Annotated in this window: 22 protein-coding genes; 9 read left to right on the forward strand and 13 right to left on the reverse strand. The window is 62.6% G+C overall.

Annotated elements, in window-relative coordinates:
- Positions 1 to 5 precede the first annotated feature (5 nt).
- Positions 6 to 461 (reverse strand): homoprotocatechuate degradation operon regulator HpaR, encoded by a 456-nt coding sequence (hpaR, locus tag ACKWJN_RS11005; protein WP_408596858.1) that lies wholly within the window; start codon positions 459 to 461, stop codon positions 6 to 8.
- An 87-nt stretch (positions 462 to 548) separates the two neighbouring features.
- On the opposite strand from hpaR, the gene ACKWJN_RS11010 reads away from it, so the two are divergent.
- The 7 genes from ACKWJN_RS11010 to ACKWJN_RS11040 all read left to right on the forward strand — a co-directional run bounded on the left by ACKWJN_RS11010 (position 549) and on the right by ACKWJN_RS11040 (position 6,669).
- Positions 549 to 1,598 carry an NAD(P)H-dependent flavin oxidoreductase gene (locus ACKWJN_RS11010; RefSeq protein ID WP_408596860.1) on the forward strand — a complete coding sequence of 350 codons (1,050 nt, stop codon included), beginning with the start codon at positions 549 to 551 and terminating at the stop codon, positions 1,596 to 1,598.
- A gap of 40 nt (positions 1,599 to 1,638) precedes the next feature.
- A complete protein-coding gene (gene radA, locus ACKWJN_RS11015; protein WP_408596862.1) occupies positions 1,639 to 3,018 on the forward strand; it encodes a DNA repair protein RadA in 1,380 nt (459 codons plus the stop codon).
- A gap of 79 nt (positions 3,019 to 3,097) precedes the next feature.
- Entirely contained in the window at positions 3,098 to 3,553 is a 456-nt protein-coding gene (locus ACKWJN_RS11020) for a glycerate kinase (protein WP_408596864.1), read from the forward strand.
- Positions 3,554 to 3,652: 99 nt separating this feature from the next.
- Positions 3,653 to 4,603 carry a branched-chain amino acid transaminase gene (locus tag ACKWJN_RS11025; protein ID WP_408596866.1) on the forward strand — a complete coding sequence of 317 codons (951 nt, stop codon included), beginning with the start codon at positions 3,653 to 3,655 and terminating at the stop codon, positions 4,601 to 4,603.
- Positions 4,604 to 4,620: 17 nt separating this feature from the next.
- Positions 4,621 to 4,824 carry a zinc-finger domain-containing protein gene (locus tag ACKWJN_RS11030; RefSeq protein WP_408596868.1) on the forward strand — a complete coding sequence of 68 codons (204 nt, stop codon included), beginning with the start codon at positions 4,621 to 4,623 and terminating at the stop codon, positions 4,822 to 4,824.
- Positions 4,825 to 4,867: 43 nt separating this feature from the next.
- The gene (waaF, locus tag ACKWJN_RS11035; RefSeq protein WP_408596969.1) at positions 4,868 to 5,866 is read left to right on the forward strand and encodes a lipopolysaccharide heptosyltransferase II; all 999 of its coding nucleotides are present in this window, start codon (positions 4,868 to 4,870) and stop codon (positions 5,864 to 5,866) included.
- 14 nt (positions 5,867 to 5,880) lie between these two features.
- A complete protein-coding gene (locus ACKWJN_RS11040) occupies positions 5,881 to 6,669 on the forward strand; it encodes a class II aldolase/adducin family protein (protein ID WP_408596870.1) in 789 nt (262 codons plus the stop codon).
- A gap of 117 nt (positions 6,670 to 6,786) precedes the next feature.
- Here ACKWJN_RS11040 and ACKWJN_RS11045 read toward each other — a convergent pair whose 3' ends face one another.
- The 10 genes from ACKWJN_RS11045 to ACKWJN_RS11090 all read right to left on the reverse strand — a co-directional run bounded on the left by ACKWJN_RS11045 (position 6,787) and on the right by ACKWJN_RS11090 (position 17,462).
- Positions 6,787 to 7,941 (reverse strand): ATP-binding protein, encoded by a 1,155-nt coding sequence (locus ACKWJN_RS11045; protein WP_408596872.1) that lies wholly within the window; start codon positions 7,939 to 7,941, stop codon positions 6,787 to 6,789.
- A 169-nt stretch (positions 7,942 to 8,110) separates the two neighbouring features.
- Positions 8,111 to 8,968, reverse strand: coding sequence for a TauD/TfdA dioxygenase family protein (locus ACKWJN_RS11050; RefSeq protein ID WP_408596874.1), 858 nt, complete (start codon positions 8,966 to 8,968; stop codon positions 8,111 to 8,113).
- 24 nt (positions 8,969 to 8,992) lie between these two features.
- Entirely contained in the window at positions 8,993 to 10,024 is a 1,032-nt protein-coding gene (locus ACKWJN_RS11055) for a tripartite tricarboxylate transporter substrate binding protein (protein ID WP_408596971.1), read from the reverse strand.
- A 31-nt stretch (positions 10,025 to 10,055) separates the two neighbouring features.
- Positions 10,056 to 10,964: an amidohydrolase family protein gene (locus ACKWJN_RS11060; RefSeq protein WP_408596876.1), complete on the reverse strand. Its 909-nt coding sequence runs from the start codon at positions 10,962 to 10,964 to the stop codon at positions 10,056 to 10,058.
- Positions 10,965 to 10,981: 17 nt separating this feature from the next.
- On the reverse strand, positions 10,982 to 11,917 hold the full coding sequence (locus tag ACKWJN_RS11065; RefSeq protein ID WP_408596878.1) for an NAD(P)-dependent oxidoreductase: 936 nt from the start codon (positions 11,915 to 11,917) through the stop codon (positions 10,982 to 10,984).
- Positions 11,914 to 13,041: a Bug family tripartite tricarboxylate transporter substrate binding protein gene (locus ACKWJN_RS11070; RefSeq protein ID WP_408596880.1), complete on the reverse strand. Its 1,128-nt coding sequence runs from the start codon at positions 13,039 to 13,041 to the stop codon at positions 11,914 to 11,916. The genes ACKWJN_RS11065 and ACKWJN_RS11070 overlap by 4 nt, the downstream gene beginning before the upstream one ends.
- A 22-nt stretch (positions 13,042 to 13,063) precedes the next feature.
- Positions 13,064 to 14,068 carry a Bug family tripartite tricarboxylate transporter substrate binding protein gene (locus ACKWJN_RS11075; RefSeq protein WP_408596882.1) on the reverse strand — a complete coding sequence of 335 codons (1,005 nt, stop codon included), beginning with the start codon at positions 14,066 to 14,068 and terminating at the stop codon, positions 13,064 to 13,066.
- Positions 14,068 to 15,528: an amidase gene (locus ACKWJN_RS11080; protein WP_408596884.1), complete on the reverse strand. Its 1,461-nt coding sequence runs from the start codon at positions 15,526 to 15,528 to the stop codon at positions 14,068 to 14,070. Before ACKWJN_RS11080 ends, ACKWJN_RS11075 begins: the two co-directional genes overlap by 1 nt.
- Before the next feature lie 8 nt (positions 15,529 to 15,536).
- Positions 15,537 to 16,448: a polysaccharide deacetylase family protein gene (locus ACKWJN_RS11085; protein WP_408596885.1), complete on the reverse strand. Its 912-nt coding sequence runs from the start codon at positions 16,446 to 16,448 to the stop codon at positions 15,537 to 15,539.
- A 33-nt stretch (positions 16,449 to 16,481) separates the two neighbouring features.
- Positions 16,482 to 17,462: a Bug family tripartite tricarboxylate transporter substrate binding protein gene (locus tag ACKWJN_RS11090; RefSeq protein WP_408596887.1), complete on the reverse strand. Its 981-nt coding sequence runs from the start codon at positions 17,460 to 17,462 to the stop codon at positions 16,482 to 16,484.
- Positions 17,463 to 17,670: 208 nt separating this feature from the next.
- Here ACKWJN_RS11090 and ACKWJN_RS11095 point away from each other — a divergent pair, with 208 nt between their 5' ends.
- Together ACKWJN_RS11095 and ACKWJN_RS11100 are read left to right on the forward strand one after the other, a co-directional pair.
- Positions 17,671 to 18,651, forward strand: coding sequence for a Bug family tripartite tricarboxylate transporter substrate binding protein (locus ACKWJN_RS11095; RefSeq protein WP_408596889.1), 981 nt, complete (start codon positions 17,671 to 17,673; stop codon positions 18,649 to 18,651).
- A gap of 45 nt (positions 18,652 to 18,696) precedes the next feature.
- Positions 18,697 to 19,812 (forward strand): LLM class flavin-dependent oxidoreductase, encoded by a 1,116-nt coding sequence (locus ACKWJN_RS11100; RefSeq protein WP_408596891.1) that lies wholly within the window; start codon positions 18,697 to 18,699, stop codon positions 19,810 to 19,812.
- Positions 19,813 to 19,853: 41 nt separating this feature from the next.
- Here ACKWJN_RS11100 and ACKWJN_RS11105 read toward each other — a convergent pair whose 3' ends face one another.
- Complete coding sequence (locus ACKWJN_RS11105; RefSeq protein ID WP_408596892.1) at positions 19,854 to 21,107, reverse strand: sensor histidine kinase; 1,254 nt, start codon at positions 21,105 to 21,107, stop codon at positions 19,854 to 19,856.
- A gap of 7 nt (positions 21,108 to 21,114) precedes the next feature.
- A complete protein-coding gene (locus ACKWJN_RS11110) occupies positions 21,115 to 21,828 on the reverse strand; it encodes a response regulator transcription factor (RefSeq protein WP_408596894.1) in 714 nt (237 codons plus the stop codon).
- Positions 21,829 to 21,886: the final 58 nt, after the last annotated feature.

The following is a 21,886-nucleotide window of genomic DNA, read 5'->3' on the forward strand; positions in this document are numbered from 1 at the left end:
TGCGTTCAGTCTGTGGGCGGCAGGTCGAGCGCGATCACCTCGTCGAGCAAGGCATACAGCTGGGCCAGTTTGGTTTTGCCCAAGTGCTGCTCCATGGTTTGGTAGTGCGCTTCGATGGTGTGCGACAAGGTGTCCACGCGTTGCAGCCCCAAGGCGGTGGGTCTCACCACAGTGCGGCGTTGGTCGCTGGCATCGCGCTGGCGCTGCACCAAGCCATCGCGCTCCATGCGCGTGAGCACGCCACTCAGGCTGGGGCCGGTGATGAAGGCCTCGCGCCCAATGCGTCCGGTTTCCACGCCTTGGCCCCCGTTGCCGTGGTCTTCGCCCAGCACGCGCAGCACCCGCCACTGCTGGTCGCTCAAGCCGTGGCTGCGCAAGCCGGGGCGGGTGTGGGCCATCACCGATTCGCGCGCTTGCAGCAGCAAACGTGGCAGGTTGCGATGGACAAAGGGTTGGCGCATGGGGGGTACAGCGGTTGAAATTAGTTAATACATTAAATAAATCAAACGGGGCTGTCAACCGGGGCAACCCTGTACTAAAGTGAGCCGATGACCTTCTTCATGAACCGACTGGACCTGAAAGCGCCCATCGTGCAAGCCCCGATGGCCGGTTCGCAAGACCACCGATTGGCCGCTGCTGTTTGCAACGCTGGGGGCTTGGGTGCGGTGCCCGCCGCCATGCTGACCCCGCAGCAGTTAGAGGCTCAATTGCATGCCTTGCAAAGCGCCACGAGCCGCGCTTACAACGTCAACTTTTTTTGCCACGACACACCCAGGCCTGATGCAACGCGGCTGGCGCACTGGCACCAACTGCTGGCGCCGTATTACGCAGAGATGGGGTTGGATCCGACCCAGATTCCCGAGGGTGCGGGCCGCGTGCCCTATGGCAGTGAAGCCGCAGATGTGCTCGAAGCGTTCAAGCCAGCGGTGGTGAGTTTTCATTTTGGTTTGCCGCAGGCCCCCATGGTTGAACGCATCCAAGCTTGGGGCGGCCTGGTGTGGTCAACGGCCACCACCGTGGAAGAAGCCTTGTGGTTGCAAGCGCGTGGCGTGGACGCCATCATTGCCCAAGGTCTCGAGGCAGGCGGCCACCGGGGCATGTTTTTGAGCGACGACTTGACGCGTCAGATGGGCACGTTTGCATTACTGCCTCACCTTGTTCGCGCCGTGCGTGTGCCAGTGATCGCTGCGGGCGGCATCCCAGACGCGGCCAGTGTGAGGGCTGCCAAGGCCTTGGGTGCGAGTGCCGTGCAAGTGGGCACCGGGTATTTGTGCAGCGACGAGGCCACCACCAGCGCCTTGCACCGCGCCGCTTTGCAGTCGCCCGAGGCGCAACACACGGCGCTGACCAACCTTTTCAGTGGCCGTCCGGCCCGGGGCATCGTGAACCGCCTGATGCGCGAGATCGGCCCCCTCAGCAGCGTCGCACCTGCGTTTCCCTTGGCCACAGCGGCCATTGCGCCCTTGCGAGCGGCCGCAGAGGCGCAACAGCGCAGCGACTTCAGCCCCTTGTGGGCAGGTCAAAACGCCAGCGGTGCGCGCGCGTTGCCCGCTGCCGACATCACCCAAGCCTTGATCGCTGCTTGGCGCGAGGGCTGAGCCAGGCTTGAGGCACACTCTCGGCAACTCAGAACGCACCATGGCCAAAGAAAAAACCCACTACGTCTGCACCGAATGCGGCGGCACCAGCCCCAAATGGCTCGGCAAATGCCCCAGCTGCAACGCCTGGAACACCCTCTTGGAGAGCGCGGTCGAGTCGGCGGGCTCGGGCAGCAAAAACCGCTACGCCGGCATGGCTGCACTCGCGCCCAGTGCCGAGGTGGCCACCTTGTCTGACATCGAAGCCCACGACGTGGCGCGCACCCCCACCGGCCAAGAAGAGTTGGACCGGGTGCTCGGTGGCGGCATGGTCGATGGCGGCGTGGTGCTGATTGGCGGCGACCCCGGCATTGGCAAATCCACCTTGTTGCTGCAAGCCATGGACGGCTTGCAGCGCAGCGGCATGGCCACCTTGTATGTGACGGGCGAAGAGTCGGCGGCCCAAGTCGCGCTGCGCTCGCGCCGTTTGGGGCTGGACCACAGCCAGGTGCAGGTGTTGGCCGAAACCCTGCTGGAAAAAGTGCTGGCCACGGTCGACAAACTCAAGCCTGCGGTGGTGGTGATGGACTCGATCCAAACCGTGTATTCCGAGCAACTCACCAGCGCCCCCGGCTCGGTGGCGCAGGTGCGCGAATGCGCGGCCCACCTCACCCGCATGGCCAAGTCCACTGGCACGGCGGTGGTGTTGGTCGGCCACGTCACCAAAGAAGGCGCCTTGGCTGGGCCGCGTGTGTTGGAACACATGGTCGACACCGTGCTGTACTTTGAGGGCGACACCCACTCCACCTACCGGCTGGTGCGCGCCATCAAAAACCGCTTTGGCGCGGTCAACGAAATTGGCGTCTTCGCCATGACCGAAAAAGGCCTCAAAGGGGTGAGCAACCCCAGCGCGATTTTCTTGAGCCAACACCCCGAGCCCGTGCCCGGCAGCTGTGTGTTGGTCACGCTGGAAGGCACCCGCCCGATGCTGGTGGAAATCCAGGCCTTGGTCGACACCGGCGGGCCCTCGCCACGTCGCTTGAGCGTGGGCTTGGACCGCGACCGTTTGGCCATGTTGCTGGCGGTGCTGCACCGCCATGCTGGCGTGGCGTGCATGGACCAAGACGTGTTCGTCAACGCCGTGGGCGGCGTGCGCATCAGCGAGCCCGCCGCCGACTTGGCCGTCATGCTGGCTATTCAAAGCAGCTTGCGTGGCAAGCCCTTGCCCCAGGGCTTCATAGCCTTTGGCGAGGTGGGCTTGGCGGGCGAGGTGCGTCCGGCACCGCGCGGTCAAGAGCGCTTGAAAGAAGCCGCCAAACTGGGCTTCACCGTGGCCGTCATTCCCAAAGCCAACATGCCCAAAAAACCCATCGAGGGCATGACCCTGCACCCGGTCGAGCGTGTCGATGAGGCAATTGGCTTGGTGCGCTCGCTGGGTTGACGCGGGCCCGAACGCGCTGCAGGTGCGCGCGGTGGGGGCAAAGACGACCGGTTGATCACGGGCCTGAGACAATACGCCCATGAACTTTCAACGATATTTGATACCGATAGGCGCCGTGGGCCTGACCGCCTGGGCTTGGCAATCCATGCAGTGGATGGGTGTGGCCATGGTCTTCACGGGTGGCGTGATGTGGTTGCTCTTGTACTTCACCCGCTTGGTGCAAATCATGAAGCGCGCCAGCAAGCGCCCGATCGGCTATGTGGACAGCGCGGTCATGCTCAATGCCAAGCTCAAACCCGGTTTGAGTTTGATGCACGCCATCGCCATGACCCGCGCCCTGGGCCAGTTGGAGACCGAAAAAGACGTCCAACCCGAAGTCTTCGCCTGGCGCGATGGCTCCGAGTCGGTGGTGCGCTGCACCTTCTTGCACGGCAAGTTGCAAAGTTGGGTGCTCACGCGGCCAGAGGCTGAGCCAGGCCATGACGCGCCAGCACTGGCAGCCCCAGAGGTCACGGATGTGACCGCCAAGGCGTGAGCCGCAGGGCCACCCCGCAGCGAGGTTCAAGCCCTCGCTAAAATCAAACGCTAGGCTGGATCGGCCCAGCCCCCACACCCCAAGTCCAAAGGAAACCCCATGAGCGTCGTAATCCCCTCAATGTCTGACCGTGACGGCAAGATTTGGATGGATGGCCAGATGGTGGAGTGGCGCGATGCCAAGATCCACGTGCTGTCGCACACCCTGCACTACGGTTGCGGTGCGTTTGAAGGTGTGCGGGCTTACCAAACCGCCCAAGGCACGGCGATCTTTCGCTTGCAAGAGCACACCGACCGCTTGTTCAACAGCGCCAAAATTTTGCGCATGGCCATCCCGTTCACCAAAGAACAGGTCAACGAGGCCCAACGCGCCGTGGTGCGTGAGAACAAACTGGAAAGCGGCTACATCCGTCCGCTGACTTGGATTGGCGACAAAAAGCTCGGCGTCAGCCCCAAGGGCAACACCATCCACTTGATGGTGGCGGCCTGGACCTGGGGCGCGTACCTGGGCGAAGAAGGCATGAAGCGCGGTATCCGCGTCAAGACCAGCAGCTACACGCGTCACCACGTCAACATCACCATGACGCAAGCCAAGGCGGTGAGCAACTACACCAACTCGATCTTGGCCAACATGGAAGTCACCGACGAGGGTTACGACGAAGCCCTGTTGCTCGACACCTCGGGCTTTGTGTCTGAAGGCGCTGGCGAAAACATTTTTGTGGTCAAAGACGGCGTGATCTACACCCCCGATTTGTCGGCCGGTGCCCTCAACGGCATCACCCGCAACACGGTGTTCCACATCGCCAAAGACCTGGGGCTGGAGATTGTGCAAAAGCGCATCACCCGCGACGAGGTGTACATCGCCGACGAGGCCTTCTTCACCGGCACGGCCGCCGAAGTCACGCCGATTCGTGAGCTCGACCGCATCGAACTCGGCAAAGAAGGCTATGTGGGCAGCCGCGGCCCGATCACCGAAAAAATCCAAACCGCGTTCTTTGACATCGTCAATGGCCGCAACCCCAAATACGCCCATTGGTTGACCCAAGTCTGATGTGAGGGACTGAACACATGACACATTCAGTTGAACTCCTGGCCAAAGACCTCAATGGCCATGGCGGCGTGTTTTGCCCCAGCGCCAAAGCCGACATGACCCTTTGGAGCAGCCATCCCAAGGTGTACTTGGATGTGGCCAAAACGGGCCAAGCCAAGTGCCCCTATTGCGGTACCGAGTACCACCTCAAAGCCGGCGAGCACGTTGGCGGCCACCACTAAAAACGCCCTCGTCATCGCGCCGCAATGGATTGGCGACGCGGTGATGACAGAGCCCTTGCTGCGGCGCTTGGCCGCACGCGGCGAACGCCTCACAGTGGGCGCTTTGCCTTGGGTGGCCCCGGTCTACCGCGCCATGCCGTGCGTGGCCGAGGTGGTTGAATTTCCATTCCAGCACGGTGGCCTGCAATGGCAGGGCCGTTGGGCCATGGCCCGCGCATTGAGGTCACGTTTTGACGTGGCCTATGTGTGTCCCAATTCCCTCAAGAGTGCGCTCATTCCCTGGCTGGCGGGCATCCCCCAACGTTTGGGCTACACCGGGGAGATGCGTTTCGGTCTGCTGACCGACCGCTTGGACAACCCAGACGCCGAGGTGCGCCCCCCGATGGTGGAGTTTTACGCCGCCTTGAGTTTGCTGGGTACTTCTGGGTCCATGCAGCTGGGGGGTGATTTGCGCCCCGTGCTCAAACTTCCCAGCGCCCAACTCGGCGATGCGCTGGAGCACGTGGGGCGCATGCCCCACATGCCCACGCTGGCGCGCAACAGCTATGTGGTGTTTGCCCCCGGTGCCGAGTACGGCCCTGCCAAGCGTTGGCCCGCCCACCACTTTGCCGACTTGGCGGCACAGCTCGACATGCCCGTGTTGTTGTTGGGCTCCAGCAAAGAACATGCGCTGTGCGATGACATCGCGCGCGCAGCCAATGCGGCGCGTCCCGGTCAGTGCATCAATTTGGCGGGGCAGACCTCGTTGGTCCAAGCTTTTGCCTTGATCGCTTTGGCCTACCGCGTGGTCAGCAACGACTCGGGCCTCATGCACGTCGCGGCCGCCTTTGGTGTGCGCCAAGTGGCGGTGTATGGCTCCTCCAGCCCGGAGCACACGCCGCCTTTGAACGACAAAGCCCGTGTGTTGTGGCTGCGTGTGGACGCCCACTACCACCCCCCTCTGGCTTGCGCTCCCTGCTATGAGCGGGTGTGCCCCTTGGGCCACACCCGTTGCCTGGAAGACATCACGCCGCAGCGCGTGTTGCAAGCGCTTGAACTTTGACCCCATGCACCGCCATGAACTACAGCACCGACTTTCCTTGTCTTGAGCACAGCGTGTCGCCCGAAGAATGGCAAACCCGTGTGGAGCTGGCCGCCTGCTACCGCTTGATGGACCAGTTCGGCATGACCGACCTGATCTACAACCACATCACGGCGCGCATTCCAGGCACCGACCATTTGCTGATCAACCTTTATGGCTTGCTCTACAAAGAAATCACCGCCTCGAGCTTGGTGAAAATCGACGCCTCAGGTCAGATCATCAGCCAGCCCGACACCGATTACGGCATCAACAAGTCCGGCTATGTGATCCACGGCTGCATTCACGAAGCGCGTGCCGATGTGCGCTGTGTGATTCACACCCACACCCGTGCGGGCATGGCGGTGGCCAGCATGCAATGCGGCTTGTTGCCGATGACGCAAACCTCCATCCGCTTTGTGGGCCACATCGGTTACCACGACTTTGAAGGCCCGGCGATTGACTTGGCCGAGCGCGTGCGCTTGGTGCAAGACCTGGGAGCCCACGACGCCATGATCTTGCGCAACCACGGCTTGCTCACCTGTGGCGCCACCATCCAGCAAGCCTTCAACACCATGTACCAGTTGGAAATGTCGTGCCGTGCGCAGGTCGACGCCATGGCCGCCCGCACCGAGCTGACCCTGCCTTCGCCCGAGGTGTTGGCACACACCGCACATCTGTACCAACCCGGCACACGCCGTCCCTATGGCGTGCTGGAGTGGCCGGCCATGATTCGCCTGCTGCAAGCCGAGGGTAAAAACTCGGGCTACCCGCCCTACGACATTTGAGCAAGCTGCTGGTCTGACGCACAGTGGGGTGCGTTTGCTCATCGCTGTTGACCTCTCTGGGATTGGCTTTGCGAAAACTGATGACACGATCGGTACCTATCGCAGCTGCATGCAGCCTCATACACCCCACCACGGCAGCACCTGCACACCCTCACGTTCGTAATGCTGAGCGCCACCGTGAATCAGGCTGCGCTGGGCCACGGGGCCGGGGAACGCATGCAGGGCTTTGAACCAGTCTGAGGCCACGGTTTCGCCGGACTTGACTTCCAGCAGATGCAGGCCTTGTGGGGTGTCTTGCACAAAATCTATTTCGCGCTCGGCCACGGTGCGCCAGTAATGCACGGCAGAAGTCAGGCCACGGTTGTAGTCGCGCTTGAGTAATTCGGCGAGCACCCAAGTTTCAAAAATCGCGCCGCGTGCAGCGTGGGTGTGCAAGGCTTGTGGCGTGTGGATGCCCAGCAAATAGCACAGCAGGCCGGTGTCTAAGAAATACAGCTTGGGCGCTTTGACCAAGCGTTTGCCAAAGTTGTTGTGATACGGCGCAACCAGCTTGACCAGGTAGCTCGCCTCCAGCACCGATAACCATTGCCTAGCCGTTTGGGCGCTGATGCCGGCATCAGCGCCCAAAGCGGCGGCATTCAAGACTTGGCCCGAGCGCGCAGCGCAGAGTTTGATGAAGCGCTGAAACAGGCTCAAGTCGCGCACGTTCAGCAGTTGGCGCGCATCGCGCTCGACGTAGGTGGCCACATAGTTGCTGGCCCATTGCGTGGGGCTGATCTGGCGCTCGCCGTACAAGCTGGGGTAACTGCCGGTCCACAGCAAGGCGTCCAGCCCCTGGGCTTGCAGCGCATTCAGGCCACGGTGTTGTGCCATCTCATGTAAACTCAGCGGCAACAGCTCAATGCGTCCCACGCGACCTGCCAGCGACTGGGTGACACCCGCCAGCAAATCAAACTGCGCCGAACCGGTGAGCACAAAGTCTCCCATGCGCGCACGCGCGTCCACCATGCCTTGCAGCCAAGACAGCAATTGCGGTTCGCGCTGCACTTCGTCCAAGATAGCCCCGTGCTCTTCAAATTGTCCTAAAAATCGCCGTGGGTCGGTGCGTGCAAATTCGCGCACTTCGGGGTTTTCTAGGCTGCAATACGGCTTGTCTGGAAACACCATTTGCGCCAGCGTGGTTTTGCCCGACTGCCTCGGCCCAGTGATCAGCAGCACCGCAAAGCCTTGGCTCAGCGACAGCAGTTCGGCGGCGGCATCTCTTGGAATCATGGCGCTTATCCTCTGGATGGGTTCACTTTGAACATGTTTGGCATCATTGAATGTAAAAAAACCCAATGAAATCAATGCTCTGTGTTTATATCATGCAAATCGTAAATTCAATTTACGATTTGCATGGAACCTCGCCCCGACTGGCCGTCCCGCCGTCCAACCATGGGATTCAAGCGCTGGCGCCGTAGGCCTGCAAGGGCGCGCCTTGCAGCATGATGCGCAACAGGTAGCGGTACTCCTCGGGGTCGTAGTCGGCATTGGCTTGGTGCAGCACCGAGCGGTTGTCCCAAATCACCAAGTCACCCACTTGCCAGCGGTGGCGGTATTCGTAGCGCGGCTGGGTGGCGTGGGTGTAGAGCTGTTCAATCAAGGCGTAACCCGCCTCGTCGTCCAGGCCTTCAACGCCTTCCATGCGTCCGGTGTTGAGGTACAGCGCCGCCCGTCCGCTGTCGGGGTGGCGAATCACCAAGGGCTGCAGCGTGCGCGGAATGCGGGCCATCTCTTCCTCGCTGAGTTTGGCAAAGCTGCGTGGGCTGCGGCTGCTTTGGTGCACATGCAGCGAGCGCAGGCCGACGATGCGCTGCTTCATGGCCTCGGGCAAATCGTCAAACGCTTGGCGCGCATCGACAAACTGGGTGTCACCGCCGTGGGACGGAATTTCCACCGCCACCAAGGTGGTGGCTTTGGGCGGTGCCAAGTCGTTGGAGTGGTCGGTGTGGTAGTTCTCGCCACGTACTTGCAGCTTGCCGTTTTTGCGCGGCAAGTCGTGGGTGGAGTTGTAGCCCACCAACGGGTAGTCGGGCAGCACAAACTTTTTGATTTGCTGCGGCGTCAAGGGGCCAAAGATTTCGGCGGCTTGCATGAACTGCGGCGGCGTCAGGGGTTGCTGGCGAAACACCAGCACGGCGTAGGTGGCAAACAGCGCGTTGAGCTGTGCGCGGGTGTCGGCATCTTGCGGCTGGGTCAAATCCAGGCCTGAAATTTCAGCGCCAAATCCGGCGCGAATGGCTTGCACATGAAGCGTCATCGGAGGTCTCCTGAAGGTCTGCGTTCACTCGGCTTTGATGCCGGTTTGTTTGGCCAGTTGCGCCCATTTGACGGTGTCGTCGGCGATGAGTTTTTCCAACTCGCTGCGTTTGAGTGGTAGGGCCTCGGCCCCTTCCGAGGCAAAGCGTTGGTGCATCTCGGGCGTGGTCAACACCGCATTGACTTCGCGGTGCAGCGCGTCCACCAAGGGCATGGGCGTGCCCGCTGGGGCCAGCAGCGCCCACCAGTTGCTGGCTTCCATGTCGATGCCCGACTCGCGCAGCGTGGGCACGTTGGGGATCAGGTCCACCCGTTTCGGGCCGGCCACGGCCAGCAGTTTGATCTTGCCCGCGCGCAAAAAGGTTTGCATCTGAATCAAGCTGCCCAAGGACACCTGCACGTGGCCTGCCGCCAAGTCCACCAAGGCTGGCCCGCCGCCTTTGTAGTGCACCACGCTCAGCACGGCACCGCTGCGTTGCATGAACAACTCGATGGCGAAGTGCTGAAAACTGGCCACGCCTGCCGAGCCAAAAAACACCTTACCCGCGTTCTTTTTGGAGTACTCCACCAACTCTTTGATGGCGTTGACGGGCAGGTCTGCCGCCACCGCGATCACGCTCGGACCCATGCCCAGCATCGCCACCGGGATGAACGACTTCACCGGGTCGTAGCTGAGCTTCATGATCGAGGCGTTCATGGTGTAGGTCGACGAGATCAGCACCAGCGTGTTGCCGTCGGGCTCGGCGCGCGCCACCATCTCGGTGCCCATCGCGCCACCGGCGCCGGGGCGGTTTTCCACAATCACGCTGCGCTTGAGGCGGGCCGTGAGTTGCTGCGCGATGCTGCGCCCCACGATGTCGTTGCTGCCCCCGGGCGCAAATGGCACCACGATGCGCAGCGGTTTGTTGTCTTGCGCCAAGGCCTTGGGTGTCTCGCAGAGTGCGCCTGCACCGAGCGACGAGGCCAGCAGCCAGTGGGTAAACCGTCGCCGAGACGCCGCCGCTTCGGTGCGGTGCCAGGTGGTTTGCAACTCAGAAGGTGTGGGGGGCAAAGACATAAGCGGCACGGTGTGGCGGGTGGTGGGCGACTCAGAAGTTGTACAAGCGCGCAGGGTTGGTGGCAAGTATTTGGCGCAGCGTGGCGGCGTCGTCCACCCACGCGGCCAAGCGGTTGAGCGCATGGCCGTCGTTGATGGCATTGAACGCTTCGACTTGGTCACGGTGACGCGGCTGACCGGGGCGACCCCCGGGATGCGGCCAGTCGCTGCCCCACACCAAGCGGTCGGGCTGGTGGGCAATCAATGCGCGCGCCATCTCGGTCATGGCCGCGCCGTCGGGGTCTTGCGACACCCGGTGCGGGGCTGAGAGTTTGAGCCACACACGTCCACTCGCCAGCAGCGCCAGCAAGGTGTCAACGTGCGGCTGTGACGTGCCCAACTCGGCCCGGGCCAAACAGAAGTGGTCAAACACCACGGGCGTGTCCAAGGTCTCGATCACCCCGCGCAAAGACGCCATCACGCTGAGGTTGGTGAACATTTGCAAATGCCAGCCCAGCGGTGCCACGCGGGCGGCGGCCCAGCGCAGTTGTTGGGCGGCGTAGTCGGGGTCGTGGATGCCGCTGGTTTCTAGGTTGAGGCGAATACCGCGCACACCCACGGCGTGCATGGCCTGCAGCTGTGTGTCGGTGGTGTGGGCGTCGATCACCGCCACGCCGCGTCCACGCGGACCCAACACCCGCAACGCGTCCAGCGTGCAGGCGTTGTCGCTGCCATAGGGGCTGGGGTGAACAATCACCACGCGGGCAATCTGCAAGCCATCGTGCAAGGCCAGCAGGTCGCTCACCAGCGCGTCGCCCGGCATGTAGTTGCGCTCGGGCGACAGGGGGTAATTGGCGCTGGGGCCAAACACATGGGTGTGGCAGTCGCAGGCCTCGGCGGGCATGGCAAAGTCCAGCGCGTCGTGGGCCACGCCAAGCACGGTCAGGGGGGAGGTGTTCATGGGGTGTTTCAAAAATGTCAGACGACGCGGTGGGCCACCGGACCACCGTTCAACACGTCAATCACTTGTTGGGCCACTTGGGTGGCACTGCGGCGTTGGGTGTCGTGGGTGCCACCGGCGGCGTGCGGCGTGGCAATCAGGTTGTCAAAGGCCAGCAGCGGGTGGTCGGGCGGCGGTGGCTCCACCTCGAACACATCCAGACCGGCACCAAATAAGTGGCCCCGCTGCAGGGCGGCGGCCAAGGCCACCTCGTCCACAATGCCGCCGCGCGAGACGTTGATGAGCACCGCATCGGGTTTCATCAAGGCCAACTCGGCATGGCTGATCATGTGGCGGCTCTCGTCGGTCAAAGGCAGGTGCAAAGTCAGCAGGTCCACATGGGGCAGCATGTCGTGCAGGTGTTGCACGCGGGTGTGCGGCAGATCGGACCAGCGGTCGCTGGGCACATAGGGGTCGCAGGCCCAGATCTGCGCGTCAAAGGCGCCGCGCCACTTTTTGGCCACGATGGAGCCGATGTTGCCCATGCCCACAATGCCCACCGACTTGCCCTGCATCTCGATGCCCAAATGCTGGGGCCGCACGATGGGCACGCCCGCGCGCAACAAGCGGTCAAAGCGTGACACGCGCCGCGTCACCGACAGCGACAAGGCAAAGGCCAACTCCGCCACCGCTTCGCTGTTGACACCCGGTGTGCGCGACACCGCAATGCCATGCTGCTTGGCGGCTTGCAAATCGATGGTGTCGGTGCCCACGCCTTGCTTGCAAATCACCTCCACATGCTGGGCGCGGGCCATCTCCTCGGCGGTGATGGGGCGCATGCGCACCATCACGCCATCGGCGTGTTCGGGCCAGTCGGCAATCGCCGGGTCTGGCCAGCACACCACCTCGGCGTGGGCCTTGGCCAGGGCGATGCCCGCTTCGTGGAAGGCGTCGAGGATGTAGATTTTTTTCATTGCTTGTCGATCTTGGCTTTGCCAATGACGTCACGCCACCACTGGATGTCGCGCACCAACAGGGCCTGCATTTGTTCGGGGGTGTTGCCTTTGGCGGTCACGCCCAAGTCGAGGAATTTTTGTTTGATGTCGGGTTGCGCCACCGCCGTGTTGACTTCGGCGTTGAGTTTTTGAACCACCTCACGCGGTGTTTTGGCGGGCACGGCCAGGCCGTTCCAACCGGCCACGGCGTAGCCGGGCACACCGCTCTCGGCAATCGTGGGCACCTGGGGCAGGCCCGGAAAGCGCTGCTCTTCGGTCACGCCCAAGACCTTGACGGTGCCCGCCTTGGCCTGCGGAATCACCGGGGCCAGGGTTTCAAAAATCGCCTGCACATCGCCACCGCGCAGCGCACGCATCACGTCGCCCGAGGTTTTGTAGGTGACGATGGTCACATCGATCTTGGCCATCGATTTGAAAACTTCGGCCGCCAAAAACTGCGCACTGCCCACCGAGATGGTGCCAATGAACAGCTTGCCCGGGTTGGCGCGGGCTTGCTCGATGAAGTCGCGCGTGTCTCTGAATTTGGCGTTGCCGTCCACCGCCAAGGCAAAGCCGAAAGTGCCAATGAGTGACACCATCTCAAAGTCTTTCACCGGGTCAAACGGCAGCGACTTGAACAGCGAGGGCGTCATGGCAAAGTTGCCCGCCGCGATGAAGTTCAGGGTATAGCCATCGGGCGCGGCCTGCTGCACGGTCTGTGAGGCCACGATGCCGCCTGCACTGGGGCGGTTTTCAATCACCAAGGGCTGGCCCAGTTTGTCGCCCATTTTTTGCGCCACCAAACGCACCGTCAAATCGCCCGTGCCGCCGGGGCCGTAGCCCACCATCACCTTGATGGGCTTGGTGGGGAAGGTGTCGGCGTTGTTTTGCGCCTGCGCGGTGTGCGCAGCCAGCAGGCTCAAACACAGACCCAAAGACAGCCGCCAACACAGGCGTACGCTGCGTGCAGTCTGGTGCGCCCTGTGCCATGCGCTTGGGGCAAAGCCAAAACCAGAAGCAGAGGCTGAGGCTGAGGCTGAGGCAAAGCCAGGCCCATGGCTTGAGCCAGAGCCAGCGCGTGGTGCGGCGGTGTGTGCGGTCATGGGTGAAGTCTCCTGTGGGCCTTCAGTCGGCGCGGATGCGCGCACGCGCCACCACGTCTTTCCAAAGGCGTTGTTGTTGGGCAATCAAGGCGGCAAATTCGGCGGGTGGGCCGCCGCCCACCAGCGCGTCTTCGCTGGCAAAGCGCTCGGCAATGGTGGCGGTGTGCAAGGCTTTGTTGCACTCTTCTTGCAAGCGTTTGACGATGTCGCTGGGCGTGCTGGCGGGTGCCATCAGGCCGTACCACTGCACCGACTCAAAACCTTTGTAGCCCGACTCGGCCACCGTGGGCAAGTCGGGCAACGAAGCCAACCGCTGCGGCGTGCCGGTGGCAATGGCGCGCAGCCGACCACTGCGGATGTGCGGCAACAAGGCCGGGGTACCCGCAGAAAACGCTTGCGTGCGCCCGGCCAACAAATCGGTCAAGGCTGGGCCCGTGCCCCGGTAGGGAATGTGGGTCATGAACATGCCGGTGGTGAGCTTGAGGTACTCCATGGCCAAGTGGCCCGCACTGGCGTTGCCAGCCGAGGCATAGTTGAGTTGTCCGGGGCGGCGTTTGGCGTAGTCCACCAACTCGCGCAGGTTTTTGGCCGGGACGTCGGGGTGCACCACAAACAAGCTGGGCACTTTGGCCAGCAAGGTCACGGGGGCGAAGTCGTGGTTCACGTCGTAGCCGGTGTTGGCAAAGATGTAGGGGTTGACCGCCAGCGATCCCACATGGCCCAGGATGACGGTGTGGCCATCGCCTGCCGCGCGCGCCACCTCTTGCATGGCGGGCACGCCGCCGCCGCCTGCCTTGTTGTCGAGCACGACCGGAAAAGGCAGCTGGCGCGACAGCTCTTGGGCCACCGTGCGCGCCACGATGTCGGAGGTGCCGCCCGGCACAAAGGGCACCACAAAGCGAATCGGTTTGTTGGGCCAATGGACTGTTTGTGCTTGCCCGTAGGCAGGCTGTGTGAGCGCACCCACGCCCGCTGCAAGGCTGGCCTGCAGCCAGTGGCGACGGTGGGTGTTGACGGTGTGTGGCATCAGGGCTTGAAAAGGGGGTTGGCCGGGTGCAGTGGGTCCCACGGCAGGCAGCTTTGCAGCCGCAGCGCCAAGCCCAACAGCCGGTCGTCGCTGTGCTGGGCGGTGGCCAGTTGCAAGGCCATGGGCAAGCCACTGCTGTGCAGTCCCATGGGCAAGGTCAGCGCTGGGTGGCCGGTGAGGCTGTAGAGCCGATTGCAACTGCTGCGCTGGCCGGTGGGGTTGTGCATCAAGGCATCCAGTGTTTCGGGCGGCGTTTCGCGCCCGGGCGAGAGCAGCACATCCACCTGTTGGGTCAGCATCTGTTCGAGCGTCTGTTCCAGCTGCCAGCGCGCAACGCAGGCTTGCCAATGGTCTGGCGGGGTCACCTCAGCGGCGCTCACCAAGCGGCGGCGCAAGCCTTGGCCCAGCAACTGCGGTTGGTCACGCACCCAGTGCTGCAACTGCTGGTAGCCCTGAAAGCCAATCAAGGTGTTGGCCAAGCGCACGGCTTGGTCGCTGCCTTCGAGCTCGACGTCGATGACGTGTGCGCCTTTGGCGCGGCAGCGTGCCAGCACGTCTTCAAAGCATTGCCAAATTTCGGGGTCGTGGGCTTGCGCCAGCAACTGGCGCCGCATCACGCCAATGCGCAGACCGGGCAAGGCGGTGCGCGGTGGCGTTGATGTGCCTGAGGTTGCGCGGGCATGTGGCGCGGGCATACCAGACGCGCCAGCCGTTTGGGGGGTGTGGGGCGTGTGCACGGTGGGCGCATGTGTCGCGTCACCGCGCATGGCGGCAAACATCAACACCGCATCGCCCACGCTGCGCGTGAGCAAGCCCACGTGGTCCATGCTCGGCGCCAGCGGAATCACGCCGTCCAGGGGCAGCAGGCCCCGGGTGGGCTTGAAGCCCACCAGGCCGCAGGCGGCTGCGGGGTGACGCACCGAGCCGCCGGTGTCGGTGCCGGTGGCGCCCAGGCAAAACCCGGCGGACACGGCGGTGCCCGAGCCGCTGCTGGAGCTGCCCGGCATGTGCAGCGGGTTCCACGGGTTGCGTGCGGGGGGGAACACATCGTCAGAGGCCGGTGAGCCAAAAGCAAACTCATGGCAGGCGGTTTTGCCCAGGCTGATGGCACCTGCTTGGGCCAAGCGCTGCACCACCACGGCGTCGGTGTCGGGCACCCAGTGTTCTAGCGCGCGCGAGTGCGCGGTGGTGCGCACACCACGGGTGAGCAACACATCTTTGTGGGCGATGGGAATGCCGTGCAAAGGCCCGCGCCAGTGGCCTGCGGCGATCTCGCGCGTGGCCAGCTCGGCCTGCGCCAGGGCCGCGTCGGCGGTGCGGGTGATGAAGGCATGAAGCTGAGGCTCTTGCGCATCCGTGCGCGCCAAGCACGCCTGTACCAGTTGCAGCGGCGTCAGCGCTTGGGTGCGCAGCAGCTCACCCGCTTGCGCGATCGACAAGGCATGCAGCGGCGCATCCATCGCGGGCATCAAACGCGTGGCGTGCCTGGGAGGGCTTGCTGCTCAAACCAATCGCAGATTTGTTGGCCGTTCCAAAACACCACGTCGTCGCGTCCGCTCAGGTACTCCAGCATTTCTTCAAAGTAGCGGATGCGGTGTGAAGCGCCCGAGATGTAGGGGTGCACCCCAAAGGCCAGAATGCGCGCGCCGTTGGCCGAGTCCATGTAGAGGCGGTCAAAGGCATCGCGGGTGCGGTTGAGCATGGCATCAGACGCTTGGTGGGCGGTGAGCATGATGCCGATGTCGTTGAGCTCGATGGTGTAGGGCACCGACACCAAGCGGCCATGGCGGGTGTTGACGAATTGGGGCTGGTCGTCGAGCACCCAGTCGCCAAACCACTGCATGCCGAGTTCTTTGATCAGGTCGGGCGTGACAAAGGTTTGGCTGCGGCCAGGGCCCAACCAACCGTTGGGGCGCTGGCCGGTGAAGCGGGTCAAGACGTCGAGCGTCTGTTCCATCATGGCGCGCTGGTCGGTGATTTTTTGAATCGGAATTTGTTCGTAGCAGTGGGCCATGAATTCCCAGCCTGCATCGAGTGCTGCTTGTGGCACGCGTGGGCGCGTCTCGCAGACCTTGGCGTTGATCGACATCGTGGGTTGGATGTTGTAGCGCTTGAAGGCGTCGAGCAAGCGCCAAAAGCCCACCCGCATGCCGTACTCGTGCCAAGTCCAGTTGGGCACATCGGGCACTGGCGCCACCCCACCGGGCGGGGGCGAGGCCATGCGAGGCATGGGACGCGAAATGTCCCACTCTTCGATGTTGACCACCGGCCACACCACCACACGTGCGCCGCCGGGCAGTTGCAGGGGCGGACGGTCCACGATGGCTGAAAAATCAAGCCGCTCGTGCGGGCGCCAAGCGTTGGCTTCTTCGTCTGACATGGTTCAGGCTTTCAAATGTGAAGGAAGGATTATTTACTGAATGCCACCCGGAATCGCCGCCGCAATTTGGCGCAGCTTGTCGGTCTCGGTGCGAATTTCACGCACCAGTTGCTCCGGGCTGCTGCCCACCAAGGTCATGCCCATGGCGGCGAGTTTGCGTTGGGTCTCGGGCTCGGCCAACACGGTGCGCACGGCGGCGTTCAGGCGGGCTTGGATGTCGGGCGCCATGCCCTTGGGGCCAAACAAGCCAACCCAGTAGGTCAAGTCATAGCCCGGCAAGCCGGCTTCGGCCAGCGTGGGCATGTCTGGAAAACGCGGGTCGCGGATGGCGCTGGTGGTGCCCAAAAACCGCACCTTGCCCGCGTCGATTTGGGTTTTCGCAGCACCGTCAAAAATGACTTGGCACACGCCCGCGAGCACGTCTTGCATGCCCGGGCCGGAGCCTTTGTAGGGCACATGGACCATGTTGGTTTTGGCCATGCCGTTGAACAACTCACCGGCAAAGTGCAAGCCACTGCCCATGCCCGAGGAGGCGTAGTTGACCTTGCCTGGGTTGGCGCGTGCGTAGGCCATGAATTCTTGCAAGTTGCGCGCAGGCACCGAGGGGTGGGTGACCATCAGCAAGCCATAGCTGCCCACCAAAGAGACGGGCGTGAAATCGGCCACCGGGTCATACGACAGGTTTTTTTCGGTCACTGCCATGTAGGTGTGGGTGCCGTTGGTGGTCATCAGCAGCTGGTAGCCGTCGGGGGTGGCGCGGCTGACCACTTCGCTGCCAATGCGCCCGCCGCCGCCTGCGCGGTTGTCAATCACGATGGCTTGCCCGAGCGCGCGCGACATGCCTTCGGCCAGGATGCGCGAGGCTTGGTCAGAGAAGCCACCTGCCGCATACGGCACCACCATCTTGATGGGACGGTTGGGATAGGCCTGGGCGTGTGCACCTGCGCCCCATGCGAAGGCGCAAGCTGCCAGAAGGGCGTGAAAGGCATAGACGGGCCATGGGCGCATGTTCATGGGGGCTCCTGCGAGAGGGGGGTGGCAAAGGTGGCGCAGTATGCGCTGTGGCGTTTTTACGTGCAATGGGCGTCAAACCCTTAGACGTCGAGTCGCAAAGGCTACACATCTGCCCCCTGGTTGCGTGTCGCGTTGGCTGTGGCACCGTCAAAATCGCCGCACACTGAAGACTGGCAAATTTCCCGCCGAGCCCCAACCCAGAGACACCATGAAACATCTGCGTATTCCATTCGTGCAATGGCTTTTTTGCGTCGCCTGTGCCCTGTTGGTGCTGACGGGGTTCAACGCACAGGCCCAGAACTACCCCAACAAACCGATTCGTTTGGTGGTGCCTTTTGGCCCGGGTGGTTCGGGCGACATCACAGCGCGTGCGTTTGCGCAGTACCTCGAAGCGCAGACCAAGCAGTCGGTGGTGATTGACAACCGCGCCGGTGCCAACGGCATCTTGGGTACCGAAACGGTGAAGAATGCGCCTGCCGATGGGTACACCCTGTTGCTGACCACCAACACCACGCTGGCCGCCAACTTGAGCTTGTACAAAAAGGTGCCCTACGACCCACTCAAAGACTTGGACCATGTGGGCATGTTTGGCACCGCAGCGTCGGTGGCTTTGGTGCTCAAAGGTTCAGGCATCAACTCGGTGGCCGATCTGGTGAGTTACGCCAAAGCCAACCCGGACAAGATGTTTTTTGGCCACTACAACTCGGCTTCGCAAATGACGGCCGAGATGTTTCGCGTCAAGACTGGCGCGCCCATGACCGGCGTGCCCTACAAGGCCATTGGTTCAGCGCTGCAAGACTTTTATGGCAAACAGCTGCAAGTGATGTTCATCGAGTACTTGCCTGCGATGGCACAAATCGACAACGGCAAAGTGCTGGCGTTGGGCGTGACCGCGCCGACGCGCTTCAAAGCTTGGCCGAATGTGCCCGCCATTGCCGAGACCTACCCAGGCTATGAGCTGGGTTTCTTCTTGGGCCTCGCCGCACCCGCAGGCACCCCACCTGAGCTGATGAAAAAAATGGAAGGTTGGTTGAGTGCCGCTTTGAAAGACGACGCCTTTTTGGCGCGCTTGAACCAGTTGGGCTTGGAGCCTTCCAAGTTGTCACGGGCTGACTACACCAAGTTTGTCGGCAGCGAAATCACGCGCTGGGCGCAAGTCATCAAGGACGCGGGCGTGCAGCCCGAATGACCGACCCCTCGTTTCAATGTCACTGACTACACAGAGAGAACCACCATGCGTTTAGGCTACTTCACCATGCCCCTGCACCCCTTGCACCGGGACACCACAGAAACGCTGCACGAAGATCGGCAAACCATCATCTATGCCGACCGCTTGGGCTTTTACGACGCATTTGTGGGCGAGCATTTGACCGACAAAGCCGAGAACGTCACCAACAGCCTGATGTTTTTGGCCACGCTGATTTTTGAAACCCAGAACATCAAACTCGGTTCGGGCACCAGCAATTTGTCGCATGCCCACCCCACCTTGATCGCGTCGCAAGCGGCCATGTTTGACCACCTGGCCAAAGGCCGTTTCATCTTTGGCATCAGCCCCGGTGCCCTGGCATCAGACGCCGAGTCGTTGGGCATGTTGGACCAAGACCGCAACAAGTTGTTTGCCGAAGCCATCGACGTGATCTTGGCCATTTGGCAACGCGACCCACCGTATGACATTGACTTTGAGAACAACCGCTTCAAGGTCACCACCCGTCAAACGGCGGTGCCTGCGATTGGCCGTGGTGAGTTGATGAAGCCGTTCCAAAAGCCCTACCCCGAAGTGGTGGGCACGGTCGTGGCACCGTTCTCCAAGGGCGTGATCGCCATGGGCCAGCGCGACTTTCACCCCATGTCGGCCAACTTTTTGCTCTCGCACTGGTTGCCCAGTCATTGGGCCAACTACGCCGAAGGCAAGGCCTCGGTGGGCCAGCAAGCCAAAGCCGCCGACTGGCGCGTGGCGCGCACGATTTTTGTCAGCGACGACGCCAGCACCGCCAAGCGCTATGGCCACGAAGACGCCAACAGCCCTTACCGCTACTACTACCAGCAGATGTTGACGAAGATGAAAATCTCCAACCGTCACGTCATCTTCAAACGCTCACCCGACGAAGACGACAGCTTGTTGACCTTGGACCGCTTGATGGGCGACTTGGTGATCACCGGCACCGTCAACGAGGTGGTCGATCAAATCTTGGCGCTGCGCGAGACGGCCGGTGACTTTGGCGAAATTGTGTACGCTGGCATGGACTTGGTGGACCCGGCCTTGGGCCGCCGCTCGATGGAGCTGATGGCGCAAGAGGTGATGCCGCGTGTCAACCAAGCCCTGGGCTTGGGTTCCGCCATCAACGTCTGATCCGAGGGGCTCTGGGGCGCGTGCTGCGCGCCTTGGCCGCCTCAAGCCCTGGGCAGTTGCACCACAAAGCAGGCGCCGCCACCTGGACGGTCTTCGCAATGCACTTGGCCGCCGTGGCGTTGCACGATGGAGCGCACCAAGGACAACCCCAGTCCCACGCCACCTTCGCGTTCGCTGGCGCCTGGCAAGCGATAAAAAGGCTCGAAGATGCGCTCGCGCAATGCGGCAGGCACACCGGGGCCACGGTCACACACGCGCAACACCACACCCTTCGCGCCGCTGGGTTCGAGTTGCACCTCGATGTTGGCCGCGCCATAGCGGCGCGCGTTTTCCAACAGATTGCGCAGCATGCGTCGCAGCAACTTGGGCACACCCGGCACCACCAGGCTTTGGGTTTGATCGCCCAACTCCAGGGACGCGTTGACGCGCGCACATTCTTCGCTGGCCAAGCCCGTCAAGTCCACGCTCTCAACAGAACCAATGTCGGCCTCTTTGGTGTCGAGGCGGCTGGCCAACAAAATTTCGTCAATCAATTGGTCGAGTTCGCCCACGCTGCGCGAGATTTCTTCTTTCATTGCCGGTGAGGGTGTGTCGCCCATCAGCTCCAGTCCCATGCGGATGCGTGTCAGGGGAGATCGCAGCTCGTGCGAGGCATTGGCCAGCAGCGACTTGTGTGAACTGACCAGCTGCTCCACTTGCGCTGCCGCATGGTTGAATCGCTCAGCCAGGTACGCCACTTCGTCACCCCCGTGCACCGCCACGCGGGCCGACAAATTGCCTGTGCCCCATTGCTCCACGCCTTTTTGCAACTGCTCCAGTCGGCGCGTCAAACGTCGCACGATGGGGTAAGTGGCCAAAGCCACGGCCAAACCGACCAGCCCCAAGGTCCAAAAAAAACCAAACGGGGGACGGGTCCAAAACGAACGCGGTGGACGCGGCAAGTGGATGTGCATCAGCTCGCCGTCTTGCATGCGCACCATGAACTCAGGCCCAGTGCCAAAGTGACCAGGCGGCGTGGGCATGTGAGGATGTGCCGTCGCACCGTCTGCCGTGGACGGCGAAGCCAGGCCCTCCGCGCCCGAGCCCTCGTGTGGGTGTGCCGGGCGTTGCCCTTGCCCCACCACCTCGCCTGCTGCATTGCGCACCACCACCTCGCGCAAAGGCGGGTCGGCACTGATGCGGGCCACCCAGCCCGCCAGCAGTGTGAGCAAGGCCACGGCCAACACCACGGCCAACCAAATGCGCGCATACAAGGGCAGGTGCAATGAGCGGCTGGGCGGTGCGTGTTGGGCCATGGGGGCGTCAGTCTTGTTGTTTGGCAAACACGTAGCCCACGCCGCGCACGGTCAGGATGCGTTTGGGGGTTTTGGCATCGTCTTCGATGGCTGCGCGGATGCGGCCCATGTGCACATCAATCGAGCGGTCAAAGGCTTCGAGTTCACGCCCGCGCACCGCCTCCATGATTTGGTCACGCGAGAGCACACGCCCGGCCCGTTCTGCCAAGACCCATAGCAGGTCGAATTGGTAAGCGGTGAGTTCGCAGGTTTGCCCACGCACGCTCACGCTGCGCGCGTCACGGTCGAGGACCAACGAGCCAAACTTCAGCAGCTCTTGGGTCGGCGTGGTGGCGTTGCCAGGGTGGTGACGGCGCAGCACCGCGCGGATGCGTGCCAGCAACTCGCGCGGTTCAAAGGGTTTGGGCAGGTAGTCATCTGCCCCGAGTTCGAGGCCCACGATGCGGTCCATCGGGTCACCTTTGGCGGTCAGCATCAACACGGGCGTTTGTGCCAGCGCCGAGGGCAAAGCGCGGATGCGGCGGCAGACTTCCAGTCCGTCGATGTCGGGCAACATCAAGTCCAGCAGCACCAACTCTGGCGGGTGGGGGGTGTGTTGCAGCAGGTCCAAACCCGCCAAGCCTGTAGCTGCATGCTGGACTTCAAAACCCGATTGCGACAGGTAGGCCGCCACCATCTGTGCCAAGCGGTGGTCGTCTTCGATCATGAGCAGTGTGTTCATCGTGAACCGATCATGGACGGGGCGCGACAAGCTGGGCTTGCTGCTCTGTAAAGAGTGG

This window comes from Limnohabitans sp., from assembly GCF_046052825.1.
GTDB lineage: Bacteria > Pseudomonadota > Gammaproteobacteria > Burkholderiales > Burkholderiaceae_C > Limnohabitans.

Bases quoted from the DNA above. Each gene is read 5' to 3' on its own strand.
- hpaR (WP_408596858.1), bottom strand. From the start codon at position 461: ATGCGCCAACCCTTTGTCCATCGCAACCTGCCACGTTTGCTGCTGCAA.
- ACKWJN_RS11010 (WP_408596860.1), top strand. From the start codon at position 549: ATGACCTTCTTCATGAACCGACTGGACCTGAAAGCGCCCATCGTGCAA.
- radA (WP_408596862.1), top strand. From the start codon at position 1,639: ATGGCCAAAGAAAAAACCCACTACGTCTGCACCGAATGCGGCGGCACC.
- ACKWJN_RS11020 (WP_408596864.1), top strand. From the start codon at position 3,098: ATGAACTTTCAACGATATTTGATACCGATAGGCGCCGTGGGCCTGACC.
- ACKWJN_RS11025 (WP_408596866.1), top strand. From the start codon at position 3,653: ATGAGCGTCGTAATCCCCTCAATGTCTGACCGTGACGGCAAGATTTGG.
- ACKWJN_RS11030 (WP_408596868.1), top strand. From the start codon at position 4,621: ATGACACATTCAGTTGAACTCCTGGCCAAAGACCTCAATGGCCATGGC.
- waaF (WP_408596969.1), top strand. From the start codon at position 4,868: ATGACAGAGCCCTTGCTGCGGCGCTTGGCCGCACGCGGCGAACGCCTC.
- ACKWJN_RS11040 (WP_408596870.1), top strand. From the start codon at position 5,881: ATGAACTACAGCACCGACTTTCCTTGTCTTGAGCACAGCGTGTCGCCC.
- ACKWJN_RS11045 (WP_408596872.1), bottom strand. From the start codon at position 7,941: ATGATTCCAAGAGATGCCGCCGCCGAACTGCTGTCGCTGAGCCAAGGC.
- ACKWJN_RS11050 (WP_408596874.1), bottom strand. From the start codon at position 8,968: ATGACGCTTCATGTGCAAGCCATTCGCGCCGGATTTGGCGCTGAAATT.
- ACKWJN_RS11055 (WP_408596971.1), bottom strand. From the start codon at position 10,024: ATGTCTTTGCCCCCCACACCTTCTGAGTTGCAAACCACCTGGCACCGC.
- ACKWJN_RS11060 (WP_408596876.1), bottom strand. From the start codon at position 10,964: ATGAACACCTCCCCCCTGACCGTGCTTGGCGTGGCCCACGACGCGCTG.
- ACKWJN_RS11065 (WP_408596878.1), bottom strand. From the start codon at position 11,917: ATGAAAAAAATCTACATCCTCGACGCCTTCCACGAAGCGGGCATCGCC.
- ACKWJN_RS11070 (WP_408596880.1), bottom strand. From the start codon at position 13,041: ATGACCGCACACACCGCCGCACCACGCGCTGGCTCTGGCTCAAGCCAT.
- ACKWJN_RS11075 (WP_408596882.1), bottom strand. From the start codon at position 14,068: ATGCCACACACCGTCAACACCCACCGTCGCCACTGGCTGCAGGCCAGC.
- ACKWJN_RS11080 (WP_408596884.1), bottom strand. From the start codon at position 15,528: ATGGATGCGCCGCTGCATGCCTTGTCGATCGCGCAAGCGGGTGAGCTG.
- ACKWJN_RS11085 (WP_408596885.1), bottom strand. From the start codon at position 16,448: ATGTCAGACGAAGAAGCCAACGCTTGGCGCCCGCACGAGCGGCTTGAT.
- ACKWJN_RS11090 (WP_408596887.1), bottom strand. From the start codon at position 17,462: ATGAACATGCGCCCATGGCCCGTCTATGCCTTTCACGCCCTTCTGGCA.
- ACKWJN_RS11095 (WP_408596889.1), top strand. From the start codon at position 17,671: ATGAAACATCTGCGTATTCCATTCGTGCAATGGCTTTTTTGCGTCGCC.
- ACKWJN_RS11100 (WP_408596891.1), top strand. From the start codon at position 18,697: ATGCGTTTAGGCTACTTCACCATGCCCCTGCACCCCTTGCACCGGGAC.
- ACKWJN_RS11105 (WP_408596892.1), bottom strand. From the start codon at position 21,107: ATGGCCCAACACGCACCGCCCAGCCGCTCATTGCACCTGCCCTTGTAT.
- ACKWJN_RS11110 (WP_408596894.1), bottom strand. From the start codon at position 21,828: ATGAACACACTGCTCATGATCGAAGACGACCACCGCTTGGCACAGATG.